The 16,840-nt window shown below is 55.7% G+C and carries 19 protein-coding genes, 1 rRNA gene and 1 pseudogene; 20 read left to right on the forward strand and 1 reads right to left on the reverse strand.

Translation table 11 applies throughout. From position 1 onward, the window contains the following. The 14 genes from NM10_RS08180 to NM10_RS08245 all read left to right on the forward strand — a co-directional run. Positions 1-257: transposase (locus NM10_RS08180; RefSeq protein ID WP_020311109.1), on the forward strand; the 257-nt coding region annotated here is incomplete at its 5' end. 410 nt (positions 258-667) lie between these two features. Further along, complete coding sequence (ruvC, locus tag NM10_RS08185; protein WP_020311110.1) at positions 668-1,168, forward strand: crossover junction endodeoxyribonuclease RuvC; 501 nt, start codon at positions 668-670, stop codon at positions 1,166-1,168. Next, positions 1,165-1,773 carry a Holliday junction branch migration protein RuvA gene (gene ruvA, locus NM10_RS08190; RefSeq protein ID WP_020311111.1) on the forward strand — a complete coding sequence of 203 codons (609 nt, stop codon included), beginning with the start codon at positions 1,165-1,167 and terminating at the stop codon, positions 1,771-1,773. Before ruvC ends, ruvA begins: the two co-directional genes overlap by 4 nt. Before the next feature lie 3 nt (positions 1,774-1,776). Then, a complete protein-coding gene (gene ruvB / locus NM10_RS08195; RefSeq protein ID WP_020311112.1) occupies positions 1,777-2,781 on the forward strand; it encodes a Holliday junction branch migration DNA helicase RuvB in 1,005 nt (334 codons plus the stop codon). 11 nt (positions 2,782-2,792) lie between these two features. Beyond that, positions 2,793-3,008, forward strand: a complete 216-nt coding sequence (locus tag NM10_RS08200) for a DUF2905 domain-containing protein (protein ID WP_020311113.1) — start codon at positions 2,793-2,795, stop codon at positions 3,006-3,008. Positions 3,009-3,019: 11 nt separating this feature from the next. Then, positions 3,020-4,360 carry a SpoIID/LytB domain-containing protein gene (locus tag NM10_RS08205; RefSeq protein WP_020311114.1) on the forward strand — a complete coding sequence of 447 codons (1,341 nt, stop codon included), beginning with the start codon at positions 3,020-3,022 and terminating at the stop codon, positions 4,358-4,360. Between the two features lie 21 nt (positions 4,361-4,381). Next, a complete protein-coding gene (gene queA / locus NM10_RS08210) occupies positions 4,382-5,401 on the forward strand; it encodes a tRNA preQ1(34) S-adenosylmethionine ribosyltransferase-isomerase QueA (RefSeq protein WP_020311115.1) in 1,020 nt (339 codons plus the stop codon). 15 nt (positions 5,402-5,416) lie between these two features. Further along, positions 5,417-6,523: a tRNA guanosine(34) transglycosylase Tgt gene (gene tgt, locus NM10_RS08215; protein WP_020311116.1), complete on the forward strand. Its 1,107-nt coding sequence runs from the start codon at positions 5,417-5,419 to the stop codon at positions 6,521-6,523. A gap of 45 nt (positions 6,524-6,568) precedes the next feature. Continuing rightward, entirely contained in the window at positions 6,569-6,982 is a 414-nt protein-coding gene (gene yajC / locus NM10_RS15285) for a preprotein translocase subunit YajC (RefSeq protein ID WP_020311117.1), read from the forward strand. Next, a complete protein-coding gene (locus NM10_RS08225) occupies positions 6,972-7,538 on the forward strand; it encodes a 5-formyltetrahydrofolate cyclo-ligase (RefSeq protein WP_020311118.1) in 567 nt (188 codons plus the stop codon). Before yajC ends, NM10_RS08225 begins: the two co-directional genes overlap by 11 nt. Before the next feature lie 51 nt (positions 7,539-7,589). Continuing rightward, positions 7,590-8,825 carry a protein translocase subunit SecD gene (secD, locus tag NM10_RS08230; RefSeq protein WP_020311119.1) on the forward strand — a complete coding sequence of 412 codons (1,236 nt, stop codon included), beginning with the start codon at positions 7,590-7,592 and terminating at the stop codon, positions 8,823-8,825. Continuing rightward, positions 8,822-9,751: a protein translocase subunit SecF gene (secF, locus tag NM10_RS08235; protein ID WP_020311120.1), complete on the forward strand. Its 930-nt coding sequence runs from the start codon at positions 8,822-8,824 to the stop codon at positions 9,749-9,751. Before secD ends, secF begins: the two co-directional genes overlap by 4 nt. Positions 9,752-9,907: 156 nt before the next feature. Further along, positions 9,908-10,492 (forward strand): sulfurtransferase-like selenium metabolism protein YedF, encoded by a 585-nt coding sequence (gene yedF, locus NM10_RS08240; protein WP_020311121.1) that lies wholly within the window; start codon positions 9,908-9,910, stop codon positions 10,490-10,492. 3 nt (positions 10,493-10,495) lie between these two features. Next, complete coding sequence (locus tag NM10_RS08245) at positions 10,496-11,407, forward strand: AEC family transporter (protein WP_020311122.1); 912 nt, start codon at positions 10,496-10,498, stop codon at positions 11,405-11,407. Here the strand turns inward: NM10_RS08245 and NM10_RS08250 are convergent. Continuing rightward, on the reverse strand, positions 11,342-12,268 hold the full coding sequence (locus NM10_RS08250) for a LysR family transcriptional regulator (RefSeq protein WP_020311123.1): 927 nt from the start codon (positions 12,266-12,268) through the stop codon (positions 11,342-11,344). The two genes, NM10_RS08245 and NM10_RS08250, sit on opposite strands and share 66 nt — an antisense overlap. Before the next feature lie 151 nt (positions 12,269-12,419). Between NM10_RS08250 and NM10_RS08255 the strand changes: the two are divergent. The 6 genes and pseudogenes from NM10_RS08255 to NM10_RS08275 form a co-directional block, all read left to right on the forward strand. After that, positions 12,420-13,672 (forward strand): annotated as a pseudogene (locus tag NM10_RS08255) (diaminopimelate decarboxylase family protein). Between the two features lie 343 nt (positions 13,673-14,015). Then, entirely contained in the window at positions 14,016-14,351 is a 336-nt protein-coding gene (locus NM10_RS08260; RefSeq protein WP_020311125.1) for a hypothetical protein, read from the forward strand. Positions 14,352-14,365: 14 nt separating this feature from the next. Beyond that, positions 14,366-14,881: a transcription repressor NadR gene (locus NM10_RS08265; RefSeq protein ID WP_020311126.1), complete on the forward strand. Its 516-nt coding sequence runs from the start codon at positions 14,366-14,368 to the stop codon at positions 14,879-14,881. 81 nt (positions 14,882-14,962) lie between these two features. Then, positions 14,963-15,199, forward strand: coding sequence for a hypothetical protein (locus NM10_RS15170; protein ID WP_147675863.1), 237 nt, complete (start codon positions 14,963-14,965; stop codon positions 15,197-15,199). Next, positions 15,106-16,299: an MFS transporter gene (locus NM10_RS08270; RefSeq protein WP_239639673.1), complete on the forward strand. Its 1,194-nt coding sequence runs from the start codon at positions 15,106-15,108 to the stop codon at positions 16,297-16,299. Before NM10_RS15170 ends, NM10_RS08270 begins: the two co-directional genes overlap by 94 nt. A 423-nt stretch (positions 16,300-16,722) precedes the next feature. Beyond that, a 16S ribosomal RNA gene (locus tag NM10_RS08275) occupies positions 16,723-16,840 on the forward strand; the annotation flags it as partial.

Genomic DNA, 16,840 nt, shown 5'->3' on the forward strand with positions numbered 1-16,840 from the left:
GGAAGAATCGTATACCTCTCAGGCCAGCTGCCTGGATTTGGACGACAGTTCCCGTATACCAGCCGGATGCCCCCTATACAGGAACGTTCAGCGGGAAACGAGTCCAGCGCGGCCTGTACCGTTTCGCCAACGGCAGGACGGCTAATGCCGACATCAACGGCGCCGCCAACATACTCCGTAAAAGTAAGCAGAACTTCGATTTCGAGGGACTGTGTAAGGGGCTTTTGGACAGCCCTTTGAGAATAAGGCTATCCTGATTTCAGGAGGGAACTTAAACAGCAGTCTTCTCAAGAATCTCCCGCTTCTATAAGCGGGAGAGGTTCAATACGATTCTCGTGCTGGCAGGGTATTTGAAAATCGTATCCCACCGGCGAGCCGCCTGAGCCCTGGACGGACGACGTCGTATCTGATGACGACCATGGAAAACCCGCCGTCAGATTGATGAAAAGGCTATGAAACCGATTTCAAGGACCGGGGCATTACGAAAGTCCTGAAATACGGTATCGCCTTTTACGGGAAACAGGTCGTCTTAGTGTAAAAATTGAGTCAAAAGAGGTCGAAGTCCAAGGGAAAATCTTTGTGCAACGGCCTCTTTCATGATATAATGAACGTTAGTCTATTTATTTCTATTTTATGGTATGTATGGAAGACAAGGGAGGCAGTGAAGATGCGGGCAATGGGAATCGATCCGGGGACGGCTATCTGCGGTTTTGGTGTCATCGACGCCGACGGCAGCCGTCTGAAACCGGTGACTTATGGGACCATCCAGACGACGCCGGACCATACCGATGCCGAACGGCTGGTCATGCTCTTTGACGGCCTCAATGAACTCTATCGGAAATATAAGCCCGACGTCATCGGTGTCGAGCAGCTCTTTTTTAACCGCAACGTCACGACGGCCATTACCGTCGGCCAGGCGCGGGGCATCATCCTCCTGACGGCCCAGCAGGCGGGCATCCCTATCCTGGAATTTTCACCGCTCCAGGTCAAGCAGGGTGTCACCGGCTACGGCCGGGCGACGAAGGAACAGGTCATCGACATGACCATGCGCCTTCTCGGCATCCGCCAGAAAATCAAGCCCGACGATGCGGCCGACGGCCTGGCCATGGCCATTTACGCGATTTATTCCAGTCATTCTATGAGTCTGAAAAGGGAGGTGCAGTTATGATCGGTTATCTGAAAGGCGTGATCAGCCACATCTTCGTCAATTCCTGTTTCATCGACGTCCACGGCGTCGGCTACCGGACCTATGCACCGGCTTCGACGCTGGACACTCTCTGTGTCGGCCAGGAAGCCATGCTCTATACTTATATGAGCGTCCGCGAAGACGCCATCGTCTTGTATGGCTTTGCCACGCAGGATGAATACGATTTGTTCATGCTCCTCATCGGCGTCAACGGCGTCGGCCCCAAAGTGGCCCTGGGCATCCTCAGCGCCGGCACGGCCGACAGTTTCCGCCTGGCTGTCCATCAGAAGGACATCAAGGGCCTGACCAAGATGCCCGGTATCGGCAAGAAGACGGCTGAACGCATCGTCCTGGAATTGCAGGATAAGATCGGTCCCGTCGCCAGTGAAGACGCCGGGGCTGCGGATCTGGGCGGTTCGGCCGCGCCGGGCCTGTCGGGCATCCTGGCAGAAACGCTGGCAGCCCTGACCAGTCTCGGCTACAGCGAACAGGAAGTCCTGCCCGTCGCCGAATCGCACCTGGCCGGCTGTACGACCGTGGAACAACTGCTGAAAGAGACGCTGAAGGCCTTGGGGAGTGGGAGGTAAGCCATGGAAGAAAATCGCATCATCGAGACGACAGACCTGCCGGGCGATTCCTGGCAGTATAGCCTGCGTCCTCATTATTTACGCGAATATATTGGTCAGGATAAGGTCAAAGACAATCTGGAAGTTTTCATCAAGGCGGCCAAACTGCGCAAGGAAGCCCTGGACCACGTCCTCCTCTACGGCCCGCCGGGCCTGGGCAAGACGACCATGGCCGGTATCATTGCCAATGAACTGGGCGTCAACCTGCGCATCACCTCAGGGCCGGCTATCGAACGGCCTGGCGACCTGGCCGCCCTCCTGACCAATCTCCAGGAACGGGATCTCCTCTTCATCGATGAAATCCACCGCCTGTCGCACAGTGTCGAAGAAGTCCTCTATGCGGCCATGGAAGACTATGCTCTGGATATCGTCATCGGCAAGGGCCCCAGTGCCCGGTCGGTGCGCATCGACCTGCCGCCGTTCACCCTGGTCGGGGCGACGACCCAGGTCGGCCGCCTGGCACCGCCTCTGCGCGACCGCTTCGGCGTCATCTGCCGCCTGGAATTCTATAAACCGGAGGACCTGGTCCTCATCATCAAGCGGACGGCAGATATCCTCGACATGGCCATCGATGACGACGGCGCCTTGGAAATCGCCCGCCGCTCGCGGGGGACACCGCGTATTGCCAACCGCCTCCTGAAGCGCGTCCGCGACTTCGCCCAGGTCGCCGAAGCCGCGACGATTACGGCGTCCCTGGCCAACGATGCCCTGAACCGGCTGGAAGTCGATTCGTGCGGCCTCGACCGGACGGACCGCCGGGTCCTGCAGGTCATCATCGATAAATTCGGCGGCGGTCCCGTCGGCCTCGACACCATTGCCGCCGCCATCAGTGAATCCGTCGATGCCGTCGAAGACGTGTACGAACCGTTCCTGATGCAGCAGGGCTTTTTGAACCGCACGCCCCGGGGCCGCGTCGTCACCGACGCCGCCTACCGCCATCTGGGCCTGCCTGCGCCATCAGAAGGATAGGAGGGACGATTATGGCGAAATTACTCATCCTTACGGGTCTCTTTTTCATCGTCGCCGGCCTTTTATGGATGGCCGGTGATTCCCTGGGACTGGGGAATTTCCTGGGCCATCTGCCTGGCGATATTTCCTTTACCAAAGGTAACACGTCCTTCCATTTTCCCATCGTGACTTGCCTCATCATCAGTGCAGTCCTTACGATTGTCCTCAATCTCTTCTTTCGCCTGTGAGGAGGATTTTTATGTATAAAAAGAAGATAGCCCGCCTGGCCTTATGCACGGCCCTCTGTGCCCTGGTGACGACGAGTGTCTTTGCGTCGCCGACCAAGGCCAAGGCCAAAAGCCATCCCCGCCAGCCCGTCAAAGCGGTGCGGCAGACGGCCAAGGCGCCGGCTGGATATACACATAAACAAGCCGTCCACGATAGCGCTACCCTGCGCATCGGCATCCGCGAAGGCCGGGGCAGTGTGGCCGTCACCGGGCCGCAGGGTCTGGGCGTCTATCGCGGCGACATGCTCTGGAAGAAAGCGGCGGCCAACGTGCCCGTCACCATTGCCCTGTCGGGGACGAACCTGACCGTCAACGGCGACATCAGTACCGTACCGGCCCAGGTCCGGTCCCTGGTCCACGGCGGCTCCGTCAAGATCACTGACGGCTACGCCTACCGCGGCGCCCTGGAAATGATGAAATCTCCCGGCCGCTGGGGCCTGACCGTCGTCAACGTCCTGCCGGTGGAACAGTATCTCTACGGCGTCGTCGGCAAGGAAATGTCGCCGTCGTGGAGCGAAGAGGCCCTGAAGGCCCAGGCCGTCGCCGCCCGGACCTATGCCATTGCCCATAAGAGCCGCTTCAGCCAGCGCGGCTTCGACCTTACCGACGATACGTCGAGCCAGGTCTATGCCGGCATCAATGGCGAATCGCCGTCGATCATCAAGGCCGTCAATGCGACAAAAGGGGAGATAATCACTTATCAGGGCCGGCCTATCGACGCCTTTTTCTGCTCCACTGCCGGCGGCTGGACGGAAAACAGTGAAAATGTCTGGGGCTCCCATATCCCGTATCTGCGCGGTGTCAGCGATGCCAGCGATGAGATGCCGGGTTATCGCTGGGCTGTGACGACGACGCCGGAACAGATGGCGGCCAAACTGAGTGCTGCCGGCAAGGGCGTCGGCCGCATCCAGGCCATCGAGTTGTCGCCCCTGGCCAAGCGGCCCATGACGACGGCCGACCGCGGCGTTTCCGGCCGGGTCCAGTCCATGGTCGTCAAGGGGACGAAGGGCAGCGTCACCGTCAAGGGTTCGGCCTTCCAGTCCATCTTTGGCCTGCGCAGTACGCTCTTCGATTTTTACAGCGGCCGCGGTACGGCGCCGGATCCCGATTCCGGAGCTGTCGCCCGCAAGGCCGATTTCAAGGTCAAAGCCGGCCAGCCCGTGACGATTTACGGTTTCGGCTGGGGCCACGGCCTGGGCATGAGCCAGTACGGCGCCTATCAGATGGCGCGCAGCCATGCCAGTGAAAAGGATTATTACCGCAACATCCTGACCCATTACTATACGGGGACGAAGATTGAAAAATTATATTAAGCTAAAAAGAGGAAGATTATTTTGAAACTGACAGATTTTTACTACGATTTACCGAAAGAACTCATTGCCCAGCATCCGGCCGAACCGCGGGACCACGCCCGCCTCATGCTCTATGACCGTCAGACCGGCGCCGTGGAACACAAGTATTTCTACGACCTCGTCGACGAACTGCACCCAGGCGACGTCCTGGTCTTCAACGATTCCCGCGTCATCCCGGCCCGGCTCCACGGCAAACGGGTGCCGACTGGCGGCAAGGTCGAAGTCCTGCTCTTGACGCCTGTCGGCGACGACCGCTGGGAAGTCCTGGTCAAACCGGGCAAGAAGGCCCTGCCGGGGACGACCATCGAGTTTCCCGAAGGCCTGACGGGGACCGTCGAAGACCGGACCGATTTCGGCGGCCGTATCATCAAGTTCGCCTACCAGGGCAATTTCGACGACATCATCGACAAGATCGGTGAAATGCCGCTCCCGCCGTATATCCACGAAAAGATGGAAGATCCCAATGAATACCAGACGGTCTATGCCAACGAACGCGGCAGCGCAGCGGCTCCGACGGCAGGCCTGCACTTTACGGAAGAGCTGCTCCAGAAGATCCGCGATAAAGGCGTAGAAGAAGTCTTCGTCACTCTCCACGTCGGCCTGGGGACGTTCCGGCCGGTCGAAGAAGAAAACATCGAAGACCACCAGATGCACAGTGAATTCTACAGCATCACGCCCGAAGCGGCGGCCAAGATCAACAAGGCCAAGGCCGAAGGCCGCCGGGTCATCGCCGTCGGCACGACGAGCATCCGCACTCTGGAAAGCGCCGGCACGACAGGGACCCTGCAGGCCGGTTCGGGCTGGACGAATATCTTCATCTATCCGGGCTTCACCTTCCACATCGTCGATGCCCTGGTCACTAATTTCCATCTTCCCGAATCGACGCTGCTCATGCTCATCAGCGCCTTGTCGACGCGGGAAAAAATCTTGAAAGCCTATGAAATCGCCGTCCAGGAAAAATACCGTTTCTTCAGTTTCGGCGACGCCATGTTCATTCACTAAGGGAGGAAAAGCTATATGGTCATTACCTACGAACAGCAGGCCGAATGTGACGGCGCCCGCGCCGGGATACTGCGCACGCCGCACGGCACCTTCAAGACGCCCATGTTCATGCCTGTCGGCACGCAGGCGACGGTCAAGACGCTGACGCCGGAAGAACTCTACGATATGGGCGCCCAGGTCATTCTCAGCAATACGTACCACTTGTTCCTGCGGCCCGGCCACGACCTGGTCCAGGAAGCGGGGGGCCTGCATAAATTCATGAACTGGAAACAGGCCATCCTGACCGACAGCGGCGGCTTCCAGGTCTTCAGCCTGGGCCAGATGCGCAAGATCACCGAAGAAGGCGTCACCTTCCGGTCCCACCTGGACGGGTCGAAGAAATTCCTGTCGCCGGAAGTTTCCATGGATATCCAGATGGCCCTCGATTCGGACATCGCCATGGCCTTCGACGAATGTATCCCTTACCCGTCGGACTATGAATACACCCAGATGTCGACGGAACGGACCAGCCGCTGGGCTGCGCGCTGCCTGGACCACCATCACAGCGATACGCAGGGCCTGTTCGGCATCGTCCAGGGCGGCATGTACAAGGACCTGCGCAAGCAGAGCTGCCAGGACCTGGTCGACATGGATTTCGACGGCTATGGCATTGGCGGCTTGAGTGTTGGCGAATCTAAGGATATAATGTATGATATATTAGAGCATACGACACCGTACCTGCCGAAGGATAAAGCCCGCTATCTCATGGGCGTCGGCACGCCGGACTGCCTGCTCGAAGGCGTCGCCCGCGGCGTCGATATGTTTGACTGCGTCTTCCCGACGCGCGTTGCCCGCAACGGCATGGCCATGACCCATACGGGCCGCCTGACCGTGCGCAACGCCAAGTATGCCCACGACTTCCATCCCATTGAAGAAGGCTGTCAGTGTTATACGTGCCGCAATTATTCGCGCGCCTATATCCGGCATCTCTTCAAGGCCGAGGAACTCCTGGCATACCGCCTGGTCAGCATCCACAACCTGTACTTCCTGCTGCAGTTCATGCGGGATATGCGCCAGTCCATCTTCGACGGCACGTTCCGCCAGTTCCGCCAGGATTTCTGGAAACGTTATCAAGACGCGTAAGCGCTTGCATATAGACTATTTTTTTATTTCACGGAGGTGTAAGACATGGATATTATGGAACAGCTCAATGCTTTTTGGCCCATTATCCTCATGGTCGTCATTTTCTACTTTCTCTTATGGCGTCCGCAGAAGAAACAGCAGAAAAAACGGCAGGAAATGCTGGAAAGCTTGAAGCCCGGTGCTAAGATCGTCACCGTCGGCGGTGTCATGGGGAATATCGTTTCCCTGCACGACGATTACCTCGTCGTCCGCATTGCTGACCGCGTCGAAATCAAAGTCACCCGCGCTGCTGTAGCCCAGGTCCTGGGCAAGGCCGAAGGCAAGAAAGCAGCCAAAAAAGCGGAAAAGGCTGAAAAAGCTGCCGAAAAAGCCGCTGAAACCAAAGCAGAAGCTCCGGCTGAAGCCAAGAGCGAAGCCGTTGGTGAAACGAAGGAAGCCGAAGCCAAAGATGGCCAGTAAAAAAGAACTGCGCAAAGCCATGAATGCCCGCCTCCACGGGCTGACGGCGGAAGAAAAGGCAGCGGCCAGTGCCGCTGTCTGCGCCCGTCTGGCCGCCCTGCCGCAGTATCGGCAGGCCAGCAGTATCATGGCTTTTCTCCATATGCCCGACGAAGTCAGCCTCGATGCCCTGATCAAGGACGCCCTGGCTGCCGGCAAGGAAGTCTACGTCCCTGTCTGCGTCGATAAACAGCATATCGAAGGGCGGCGCCTGTATACGCTGGAACAGGCTGTCTGCGGCGCCTACGGCATCCGGACGGCACCGCCGGACAATCCGCGCATCGAAGCCGATGAGCTCGATGTCATTTTCGTGCCCGGCCTGGCTTTTGACGCCAAGGGCCACCGACTGGGCCATGGGGCGTCCTATTATGACCGCTTCCTGGCCGGAAAGGGCGGAGCAGCCGCAATTGCTGCGGCCTGGGATGTCCAGATCATCCCCGACGTGCCCGTCGAAGCCCATGACGTCATCATGACCGATATCGTCACGGACAAACAGCATCTCATTATCCATCCATAAAAAACTATTGAAGATTACCCAGAGGGGGGAGTATTGTTGCGGACTCGTAACATGATAAAATTTTTCGGGGCAGTCATCATCATCCTGGCCGCCTTTGTTACCTTGATTTATCCGCTTGCCAACTCCATCAAACAGGGCCTGGACTTACAGGGCGGTACGCATATCGTCTTGGAAGCCGAAGATACGCCGGACGCTCCGGTCACGGAAGACTCCTTGAGCCGTGCCGTCACCATCGTCGAACGCCGTATCAATGAAATGGGCCTGACCGAACCGCTTGTCCAGAAGGAAGGCGCCCGCCGTATCATCGTCGAGCTGCCCGGTGAAAAGAATCCGGAAAAAGCCATCGAGACAATCGGGAAAACGGCTGTCATGGAGTTCAAGGATGAAAGCGGCACGACCCGTATGACCGGGAATGATCTGAAGACTGCCAAGGAACAGATTGACCAGGGCCATAAGAATGTCGTCGCCATTGAATTTACCGACGAAGGGGCGAAGAAATTCGCCGATCTGACAGCGTCCAATGTAGGCCATAAAATCGGCATCTACCTCGACGGCGACTTGCTCACCAATCCTGTCGTCAACGAACCGATTACCGGCGGCAAAGCTGTCATCACGGGCAGCCAGACTCTGGAAGACGCCAAGAACCTGGCTATCCTCCTGCGTTCCGGTGCCCTGCCTGTCAAATTGAAAGTCATGGAAGTCCGCACCATCGGCCCGAGCCTGGGCCTCGACTCCAAGATCAAGAGTGAAAAGGCCTTTGCCATCGGCATCATCCTGATCATGATCTTCTTGATCGTCATTTACCGTATGTCCGGCGTCGTAGCCAACATCGCCCTGCTGGTCTACGTCCTCATCCTGCTGGGCATCCTGAAATACCTCGACGCGACACTGACCCTGCCGGGCATTGCCGGTATCATCTTGTCCATGGGTTTCGCCGTCGATGCCAACATCCTTATCTTTGAACGGTTCAAGGAAGAAGTCCTCGTCGGCAAGAGCCTGAGGACGTCTATGGAAGCCGGTTTCCGCCGGGCCTTCAATACCATCCTCGATGCCAACGTGTCGGTCATGATCGCCGCCATCGTCCTCATCGTCATGGGCAGCGGCACGGTCAAAGGCTTTGCCGTCAACCTGGCCTTGGGCCTTGTGGTCAGCATGTTCACGGCCATCGTTGTCAGCCGGTCCCTGCTCACGTGGCTCATCAATACAGGCCTCATCACCAATCCCTGGTTCTACGGCCTGAACCGCAAACCGCCTGAACATATGTTGAAAAAGGGGGGACAGAAATGAGTTTTGATATTGTCAAACATCGCGTATGGTGGTTCACCTTATCGTCTGTCCTCGTCATTGCCAGCTTGATCTCTATCTTCATCAACGGCTTCAACTTCGGCATCGACTACACGGGCGGCACGATCCTCGATATGCAGTTCAATAAAGCCGTCACCGTTTCTGAAGTCCGCCAGGTCATCGACAATGCCGACATGGACCTGGGCAACACGGTCATCCAGCTGACAGGCGTCACCGACCAGGATTCGTCGACTGACGTCATGCTGCGCATGCGCAACCTGTCCAGTGACGAAAGCAAGGCCGTCTCGGACAAACTGAGCGGGGCTTTAGGCGGGGCTGAAATCAAGCGGACCGAATCGGTCGGCGCCGTCATCGGCTCGGAAGTCACGAAAAATGCCGTCACCAGCCTGGCTGTGGCTTTCATCGCCCTGGCTGCGTACATTTCCTTCCGCTTTGAATATAAGATCGCTATTTCGGCCTTAGTGTCGATCCTGCACGACTTGATCATGGTCCTGGGCTTCTTCTCGTTCTTTCATCTGGAAATCGATGCGTCCTTCCTGGCGGCCATCCTGACCGTCGTCGGCTACTCCATGAACGAAGCCGTCGTCATCTTCGACCGCGTCCGTGAAAACACGCGGACCCACCGCCGGACGGACTCGTATGAAAAACTGGCCCATGACAGTATCGCCCAGAGTATCCATCGCAGTATCTATACCCTGACGACAGTACTCTTCGCCTGCGGTGCCCTGCACTTCTTTGGCGGCGATTCGACGAAGAACTTCTCCCTGGTCATGCTCATCGGCTTCATCAGCGGGGCTTATTCGTCCATCTGCGTCGACACGTCCCTGTGGGTCGTATGGAAGAACCATACCTCTCATAAACGCGGTCCCCACGCCGTAGAAGCAGAACCGGCAGAAACAGAAGAATAGTAAAAGGGGCTGTCGTATTAAGACAGCCTCTTTTTGAGTATTAAGTTTGCAGTTTGTAGTTTTTAGTGAATGGTTTTTTATTTAAAGCCATCTTCTACAAACTACAAACTCCGTACTACAAACTATAAATAATCCCTAAAACAAGGAGGAATCACGATGTTTAAGATTAATGCTTTGGGCAAAGCCTGCCCGCTCCCGGTCATTGAAGCCCACAAGGCTTTGAAGGATCACGATGCTGTCGAAATCACTGTCGACAACGAAATCGCTACGGAAAACCTCAAGAATTTATCCCAGGAAATGAACTGCTCCTATACGATGAGCCAGGAATCGGATACGCATTACACGGTCCGCCTGGTCAAGGAAGGGGCCGATGTCAGTGAAGACGAAGGACCGGTCACGTCGGGCTCGGACTACACGGTCGTCATCAATGCACCCGTCATGGGCGTCGGCGACGATCAGCTGGGCAAGAACCTGCTCAAGACCTTCATCTACACCCTGACCGAACAGGATGTCCTGCCGAAACGGGTCATCTTCTACAACGGCGGTGTCCCCTTGGTCACGGAAGGTTCGGAATCGCTGGAAGATTTGAAGAACCTCGAAGCCCAGGGCGTCGAAATCTACGCCTGCGGTGCCTGCCTCAACTACTATGGCCTGACCGACAAGGTCGCCGTCGGCTCCATTACCAATATGTTCCGTATCGTCGAAATGATGCGCACGGCCAACCGCATTGTCAAACCATAGGCCATGGAAGAAACGATTATCAAAGCTGCCATCCTCGTATCCTTTATCTTTTGCGGCTATACCTTAAAACAGCTGCGCCTTTTCGGGCGCAGCACTTTTAATACCATTTCGACGATCGTCTTCAACATCACCCTGCCGTCGGTCATCGTCGTCAACCTCAATGGCATCCATTTCGACACGCGCTATCTGCTCATCAGCCTCCTGGCCATCATCTTCAACCTGGTCATGGTCGCCATGGGCTATGCCGCCGGCCGGACGAAGGACGAAAAAGCCTTTTACATGCTCAACATCAACGGCTACAACATCGGCAATTTCGCCCTGCCTTTCGTGTCCTACTTCTTCGACAGCGCCGCCGTCCTCATCGTCTGCATCTTCGATGCCGGCAACTCCCTCATGTGCCTCGGCGGGGCCTATGGCCTGGCCCGCTGTGTGCGCGGTGAGAAAGGGGAGAGCATCGTCATGATCCTGGCCAAGACGATTTTTTCGTCCATTCCGGTCTTATCGTATATCACCATGATTACCTTGTCCCTGGCCGGTTTCTCCCTGCCCCAGGTCGTCATCGACTGGGCCAAGATCCCGGCGTCGGCCAATACTTTCTTGTCCATGCTCATGATCGGCGTCGCCCTGGGCTTGTCCTTGAAAAAGGAATACCTGCACCTCATCTATACCGATGTGGGCCTGCGCCTGCTGGCATCCGTCGTTATAGCGGCCTTCGTCTATTTTGCCCTCGATTATCCCATGGCCATCAAGAAAGTCATCATGGTCCTGGTCTTTGCACCCGTTGCTGGCATGGCCTGCTACTACACGGCCAAGATGAAGCTTAAAATCGAAGTGGCTGCCTGCATCAGCTCATTTTATATCCTCTTGTCCATCGTCGTCATGTCGGCCATGATCATCGCCCTGCAGTCCGTATGAGCAGTCGGCCAGTAATTCTTCTTCCAGGTCGGCCGGAATCGTCGACGGGCTGCGCGTGATGTAGTAGCTGTCGACTTTGGGCGGCTCGAAATCGAGGAGGGGAATGGCCCGCAGGCGCTTTTCGGCCAGGTCCTCTTCGATGAGGCTCTTGGGCAGGAAGGTATAGCCGATGCCGTCGGCCACGTACTGGGGCAGCTTGGTGCTGTTGTCGATTTCCAGGGGGAAGCGGTGATGGCGTGGGAACAGGTCCTGGATGTAGAGGCCCACGCCCTGGAGGGCGAAATTGCAGAAGAGGTAGTCGATTTTCTGCAGGTCGTCCTTGGAAATGCCGTTGGCATATTCCGTATTGGCTGCTTGGCAGACCAGGACCAGCGAGTCTGTCCGGTAGGGGCGGCAGATATAGCCATCGCGGAACATGGCGCTGAAGGAAAAGATCGCGTCCAGCGTCCCGTCCTGGAGCTGGTGCATCATGGCCGTCGTATGACCGATGGTGACGTGCAGGGATAGGTCCTTCTTCTCTTTGAGGAAGCTGCGGATGCGGCGCTGGAGGTGACATTCGTAAATGGTGTTGGTCGTGCCGATGCTGATTTTCTGGGCATACGTCGGTGACGACTGGATGTCCTGCAGAGCTGCCAGTTCCAACGAGACGAAGCGCTGGGCATAGTCCAGGAATTTCTGGCCCGACGGCGTCAGGTCGACTTGCTTGTGGCTGCGGATGAATAAGGGCACGCCCAGTTCCATTTCCAGGTCGCGGATGCGGTTGGTGACCGTCGATTGTGCGACGAAGAGCTGTTGTGCCGTTTTGGTGAAGTTCTTGATTTGTGCCAGGGCGATGAACGTCCGGAGTGTCGTTGTGTCCATGGCCGGACCTCCTTCAGATAATTTGATTTAATTTGATTATCGAATGAAATAAATTAAAATAATCTATTTCACAAATTGTCTACTTGTATTATATAATAACCCATGTAGAGAAACAATGAATTCAATTACAAGAAACTGGAGCTGAAATAGGATGAACAAAAAAACTGTCCCCTTTAACGAAGAACAAATCCGTTCTATCATTGCCGAACACCCGACACCGTTCCATATCTACGACGAAAAAGCCATCGTCGATAATGTCCGTAAATTGATTAAAGCCTTTGACTGGGCTTATGACTTCAAAGAATATTTTGCCGTCAAGCTACGCCGAACCCGTACATCATGCGCCTCTTGCAGAAAGAAGGCGTCGGTGCAGACTGCAGTTCCCTGGCAGAACTGGAACTGTGCGACAAAGTCGGCATCAAAGGCCATGACATCGTCTTCTCGTCCAATGACACGCCCTATGCTGAATTCAAGCGGGCCATGGAACTGGGCGCCCTGGTCAACCTCGACGATATTTCCATGATCGAATTCATGGAAGAACGCGGTCCCCTGCCGGAATGGATCTGCGCCCGCTACAATCCGGGCCCGCTCCTCAAAGGCGGCAACGACATCATCGGTACGCCGGAAGAAGCCAAATACGGCATGACCCGCGAACAGGTCATCGACGCCTTCCGCATCCTCAAGGATAAAGGCGTCAAACACTTCGGCCTGCACACCATGGTCGTCTCCAACGAACTCCACGTCAACGGCCTGATCAACACGGCCAAGATGATGTTTGAACTGGCTGTCGAAGTACAGAACATGCTGGGTATCAATATCGAATTCCTCGACTTCGGCGGCGGCATCGGCCTTCCTTACCGTCCGGAAGAATCGTTCATCGACTATGACGAACTCAGTGCGGGCATCAAGAAACACTTTGAAGAAATCATGGAACCGGCTGGCCTCGGCAAATGCCGCATCTCCTTTGAATGTGGCCGTGCCATCACCGGCCCTTACGGCTACCTGGTCACGACGGCTATCCATCACAAGCACATCTGGAAGGAATACATCGGCGTCGATGCCTGCATGGCCAACCTCATGCGTCCGGGCATGTACGGTTCGTACCATCACATCACGGTCATGGGCAAGGAAAATGCACCGAAAGACCACGTCTATGACGTCGCCGGTTCGCTCTGCGAAAACTGCGATAAATTCGCCATCGACCGCAGCCTGCCGGAAATCGACGACGGCGACATCCTGGTCATCCACGACACAGGCGCACACGGCCATTCCATGGGCTTCAACTACAACGGCAAGCTCCGTTCGGCTGAACTCCTGCTCCATGCTGATGGCAGCGTCACCCAGATCCGCCGGGCTGAAACACTGGACGACCTCTTCGCTACCCTTAATTTCTCTGATTTATAATCGAATATGAATGAAGGGCATCTCATGAATTAAAAATTTTCATGGGATACCCTTTTTTATTGTAAAATTTTTTTGAATTTTAATCTCCTTTTAATCTTTACCCTATATACTGAACATACATCATCTCATCGTTCAAAGAGGAACAGAAAGGGGGAGCCGACCGTGATGAGCGCCTATGATATCCTGACGGGGATACAACTCTGCATGGCTATGGCCATGATCGCCTATGGCATTTACTTCCGGAAGAGCCGCATGTGCCGCCTGTGGTGGTTCGCAGGCCCCTGCGTCCTGGTTGCCATCTGGGCAGCGGCTGTATTATATTATTATACGGAATATCCTTTTTTTGACGACCCTCTGTTTCCTCATGGCCTTTTTCCTGGGCCTGGGTCTGGGCCTGTGGTTCAAGAAGGGCCTGCCGGAACTGACCTATTGCCGCAAGCAGCACAGCCTTCGTTGTCCGCCCTTGCGGACGGCCCTGCCGGTGAATCTCTTTTTCTGCCTGATTTTCGCCTCGTTCCAGGCCGTGGCCTACCACATGCCCTTCATCACCCATTCGTGGCTGTTCAACGAGGTCCTGGGCTTTGCGCCGGGCATCGGCATGGGCTGGCTGTGGGGACGGGGATTGGCCATGCTGTTCGATATTCCCACGCGGGGACAGCAGGTCTATAAAGATATTTAGGAGGGACTTTGTTTATGGATAGTAGTGCACGGAGAGAAAAGATTCTTCAGATTCTTCAAGAATCGTCGTCGGCCGTCACCGGGACGGCCTTATCGAAAGCCTGCAACGTCAGCCGACAGATCATCGTCGGCGACGTGGCTATTTTGCGCGCCCAGGGGATTGCCATCATCTCGACGCCCCGGGGCTATCAGCTGGTCACACCGGCCGCACCGGGCTGTACGCGGGTCTTCGTCTGCTGCCATGGCAGCGATTTGATGGAAGCAGAGCTCAATGCCATCGTCGATAATGGCGGCATCGTCCACAACGTCGTCATCGAACACGACGTCTATGGCAACCTGGAAGGGACCTTGAACCTTCATTCCCGCCGGGATATCCAGCAGTATATCAAGCGCATGCATGATTCCCATGCGGAAATGCTCAGTACCATCAGCGGCGGCATCCATACGCATCTCGTCGAAGCGGCGACGGAAGAAGAACTCGATGCCATCGGCCAGGCCCTGCGCGACGTCGGCGTCTTATATAAGGATTGACATTTCCCCTCTATATCGGTACAATAAGACCATGTAAATATAACTGTCATGACATATGTACAGATAGGAGGAACTGTTGTTATGGTATTAGAACGACTGGAAGCGCTGCCCCTGGGCCGTTTCCACTATAAACTGCTGCTGGTCACGGGCCTTGGCTGGCTCTTCGACTCGATGGATACAGGCTCATCGCCTTTATCCTGCCTGTACTGGCCAAAGAATGGGGCCTGGCACCGGGGCAGATGGGCCTCATCGGCAGCATCGGCCTCATCGGCATGGCCCTGGGCGCCGTCGTGTCCGGCACCATCGCCGACCGCATAGGCCGCAAGAAGGTCTTCACCATTACGGTCTTATTGTACAGCATTGCTTCGGCCTTCTGCGCCTTGTCCTGGAATTATCAATCCCTGCTCGTCTTCCGCTTCCTCGTCGGCTTCGGCCTGGGTGGAGAACTGCCCGTAGCGGCGACGCTCGTTTCCGAATATGCGCCGTCCCGCGTACGGGGCCGCTTCATTGTCCTCTTGGAAAGTTTCTGGGGCCTCGGCTGGATTGCAGCAGCCTGCATCGCCTATTTCTTCATTCCCCTTTATGGCTGGCGCATGGCCTTCCTCATCGGCGCCCTGCCGGCACTCTATGTCTGCCTGATCCGCCTGCATATGCCCGAATCGGTCCGCTACCTGCTGGCTCATGGCCGCGTCGGCGAAGCCCGGCAGATCGTCGTCTCCCTGGAGCGGCAGCTGCACGTACCCGTAGCGCCCTTCGTCAGCGAAAAGGAAACCGTGCCGGTCGTCGCCAAGGCTTCGTTCCGGGAATTGTGGAAAAAGCCCTTTGCGTCGCGGACGATCATGCTCTGGCTGGTCTGGTTCGGCATCAACTTCAGCTACTACGGCATCTTCATGTGGCTGCCTTCGCTGGTCTTCCAGCAGGGCTTTACCGTCGTCAAGACCTTTGAATACGTCCTCATCATGACCCTGGCCCAGCTGCCGGGCTATTACTGCGCGGCCTGGCTCGTCGATAAGATCGGCCGCAAGTATACCCTGTCGACGTTCCTCTTGTTCAGCGGCGTCGCCAGCTACTTCTTCGGCCATGCGTCGACGGCAGCGACCCTCATGATGTGGGGCTCCGTCATGTCTTTCTTCAACCTCGGTGCCTGGGGCGTCCTCTATACGTATACGCCGGAACAGTATCCGACGGCTATCCGAGCCTTGGGAAGCGGCTGGGCTGCCGGCTTCGGCCGCTTTGGCGGCATGGCTGCGCCCATGATGGTCGGAGCCCTGTTGGCCCGGAACTTCGGTTTCGGCAGTGTCTTCTACATGTTCGCCTTGGTCTTCGTAGCCGTTGCCGTCATCGTCTTGAGCCTCGGCGTCGAAAGCAAGCAGAAGGACTTGGAAAGCATCAGCGAAGGACTGGTCAAAGCCAAGTAAGGTAATCTCGAAAAAAATGTAAAAAGCTGTCAAAATTTGCTTGACAGCTTTTTTTTTTCAATGATAAAATACTTTATGTCGCATGAGTTCGGAAATGCTCGGAAATGAAGTTTTAAGTTTTATAGGATTTAAAATTTAGTTCTTGACAAAACGACATAATGTGATATACTAAACAAGCTGTTAGGGCGAAGGCCTTGGCACTTGAGGATGGGATTGAGCTTTGAAAAAGTTCAAAAAACATCCTTGACAAGCTCTTCTGAGTTTGTTAAAATAAGCAAGTCGCCGCGACAAGCGGTGATGGCGATGACCTTTGAAAACTGAACAATGAACTGAATGAACGCCAACGTGCGAGGTTCTATTGTATAGAACGTCAAACAATGAGTAATACCAATCAATAAACAAGAGCCAAACGCTCTTCCATATATCATGGAGAGTTTGATCCTGGCTCAGGACGAACGCTGGCGGCGTGCTTAACACATGCAAGTCGAACGAGAAGAGATGAGAAGCTTGCTTCTTATTGATTCGAGTGGCAAACGGGTGA

The sequence above is a fragment of the Megasphaera sp. NM10 genome (assembly GCF_000417505.1).
Classification (GTDB): Bacteria; Bacillota; Negativicutes; order Veillonellales; family Megasphaeraceae; genus Megasphaera; species Megasphaera intestinihominis.

Excerpts from the sequence above, each read along its gene's own strand:
- ruvC (WP_020311110.1), top strand. The coding sequence starts at position 668 with ATGCGGGCAATGGGAATCGATCCGGGGACGGCTATCTGCGGTTTTGGT.
- ruvA (WP_020311111.1), top strand. The coding sequence starts at position 1,165 with ATGATCGGTTATCTGAAAGGCGTGATCAGCCACATCTTCGTCAATTCC.
- ruvB (WP_020311112.1), top strand. The coding sequence starts at position 1,777 with ATGGAAGAAAATCGCATCATCGAGACGACAGACCTGCCGGGCGATTCC.
- NM10_RS08200 (WP_020311113.1), top strand. The coding sequence starts at position 2,793 with ATGGCGAAATTACTCATCCTTACGGGTCTCTTTTTCATCGTCGCCGGC.
- NM10_RS08205 (WP_020311114.1), top strand. The coding sequence starts at position 3,020 with ATGTATAAAAAGAAGATAGCCCGCCTGGCCTTATGCACGGCCCTCTGT.
- tgt (WP_020311116.1), top strand. The coding sequence starts at position 5,417 with ATGGTCATTACCTACGAACAGCAGGCCGAATGTGACGGCGCCCGCGCC.
- yajC (WP_020311117.1), top strand. The coding sequence starts at position 6,569 with ATGGATATTATGGAACAGCTCAATGCTTTTTGGCCCATTATCCTCATG.
- NM10_RS08225 (WP_020311118.1), top strand. The coding sequence starts at position 6,972 with ATGGCCAGTAAAAAAGAACTGCGCAAAGCCATGAATGCCCGCCTCCAC.
- secD (WP_020311119.1), top strand. The coding sequence starts at position 7,590 with ATGATAAAATTTTTCGGGGCAGTCATCATCATCCTGGCCGCCTTTGTT.
- secF (WP_020311120.1), top strand. The coding sequence starts at position 8,822 with ATGAGTTTTGATATTGTCAAACATCGCGTATGGTGGTTCACCTTATCG.
- yedF (WP_020311121.1), top strand. The coding sequence starts at position 9,908 with ATGTTTAAGATTAATGCTTTGGGCAAAGCCTGCCCGCTCCCGGTCATT.
- NM10_RS08245 (WP_020311122.1), top strand. The coding sequence starts at position 10,496 with ATGGAAGAAACGATTATCAAAGCTGCCATCCTCGTATCCTTTATCTTT.
- NM10_RS08250 (WP_020311123.1), bottom strand. The coding sequence starts at position 12,268 with ATGGACACAACGACACTCCGGACGTTCATCGCCCTGGCACAAATCAAG.
- NM10_RS08265 (WP_020311126.1), top strand. The coding sequence starts at position 14,366 with ATGGATAGTAGTGCACGGAGAGAAAAGATTCTTCAGATTCTTCAAGAA.
- NM10_RS15170 (WP_147675863.1), top strand. The coding sequence starts at position 14,963 with ATGGTATTAGAACGACTGGAAGCGCTGCCCCTGGGCCGTTTCCACTAT.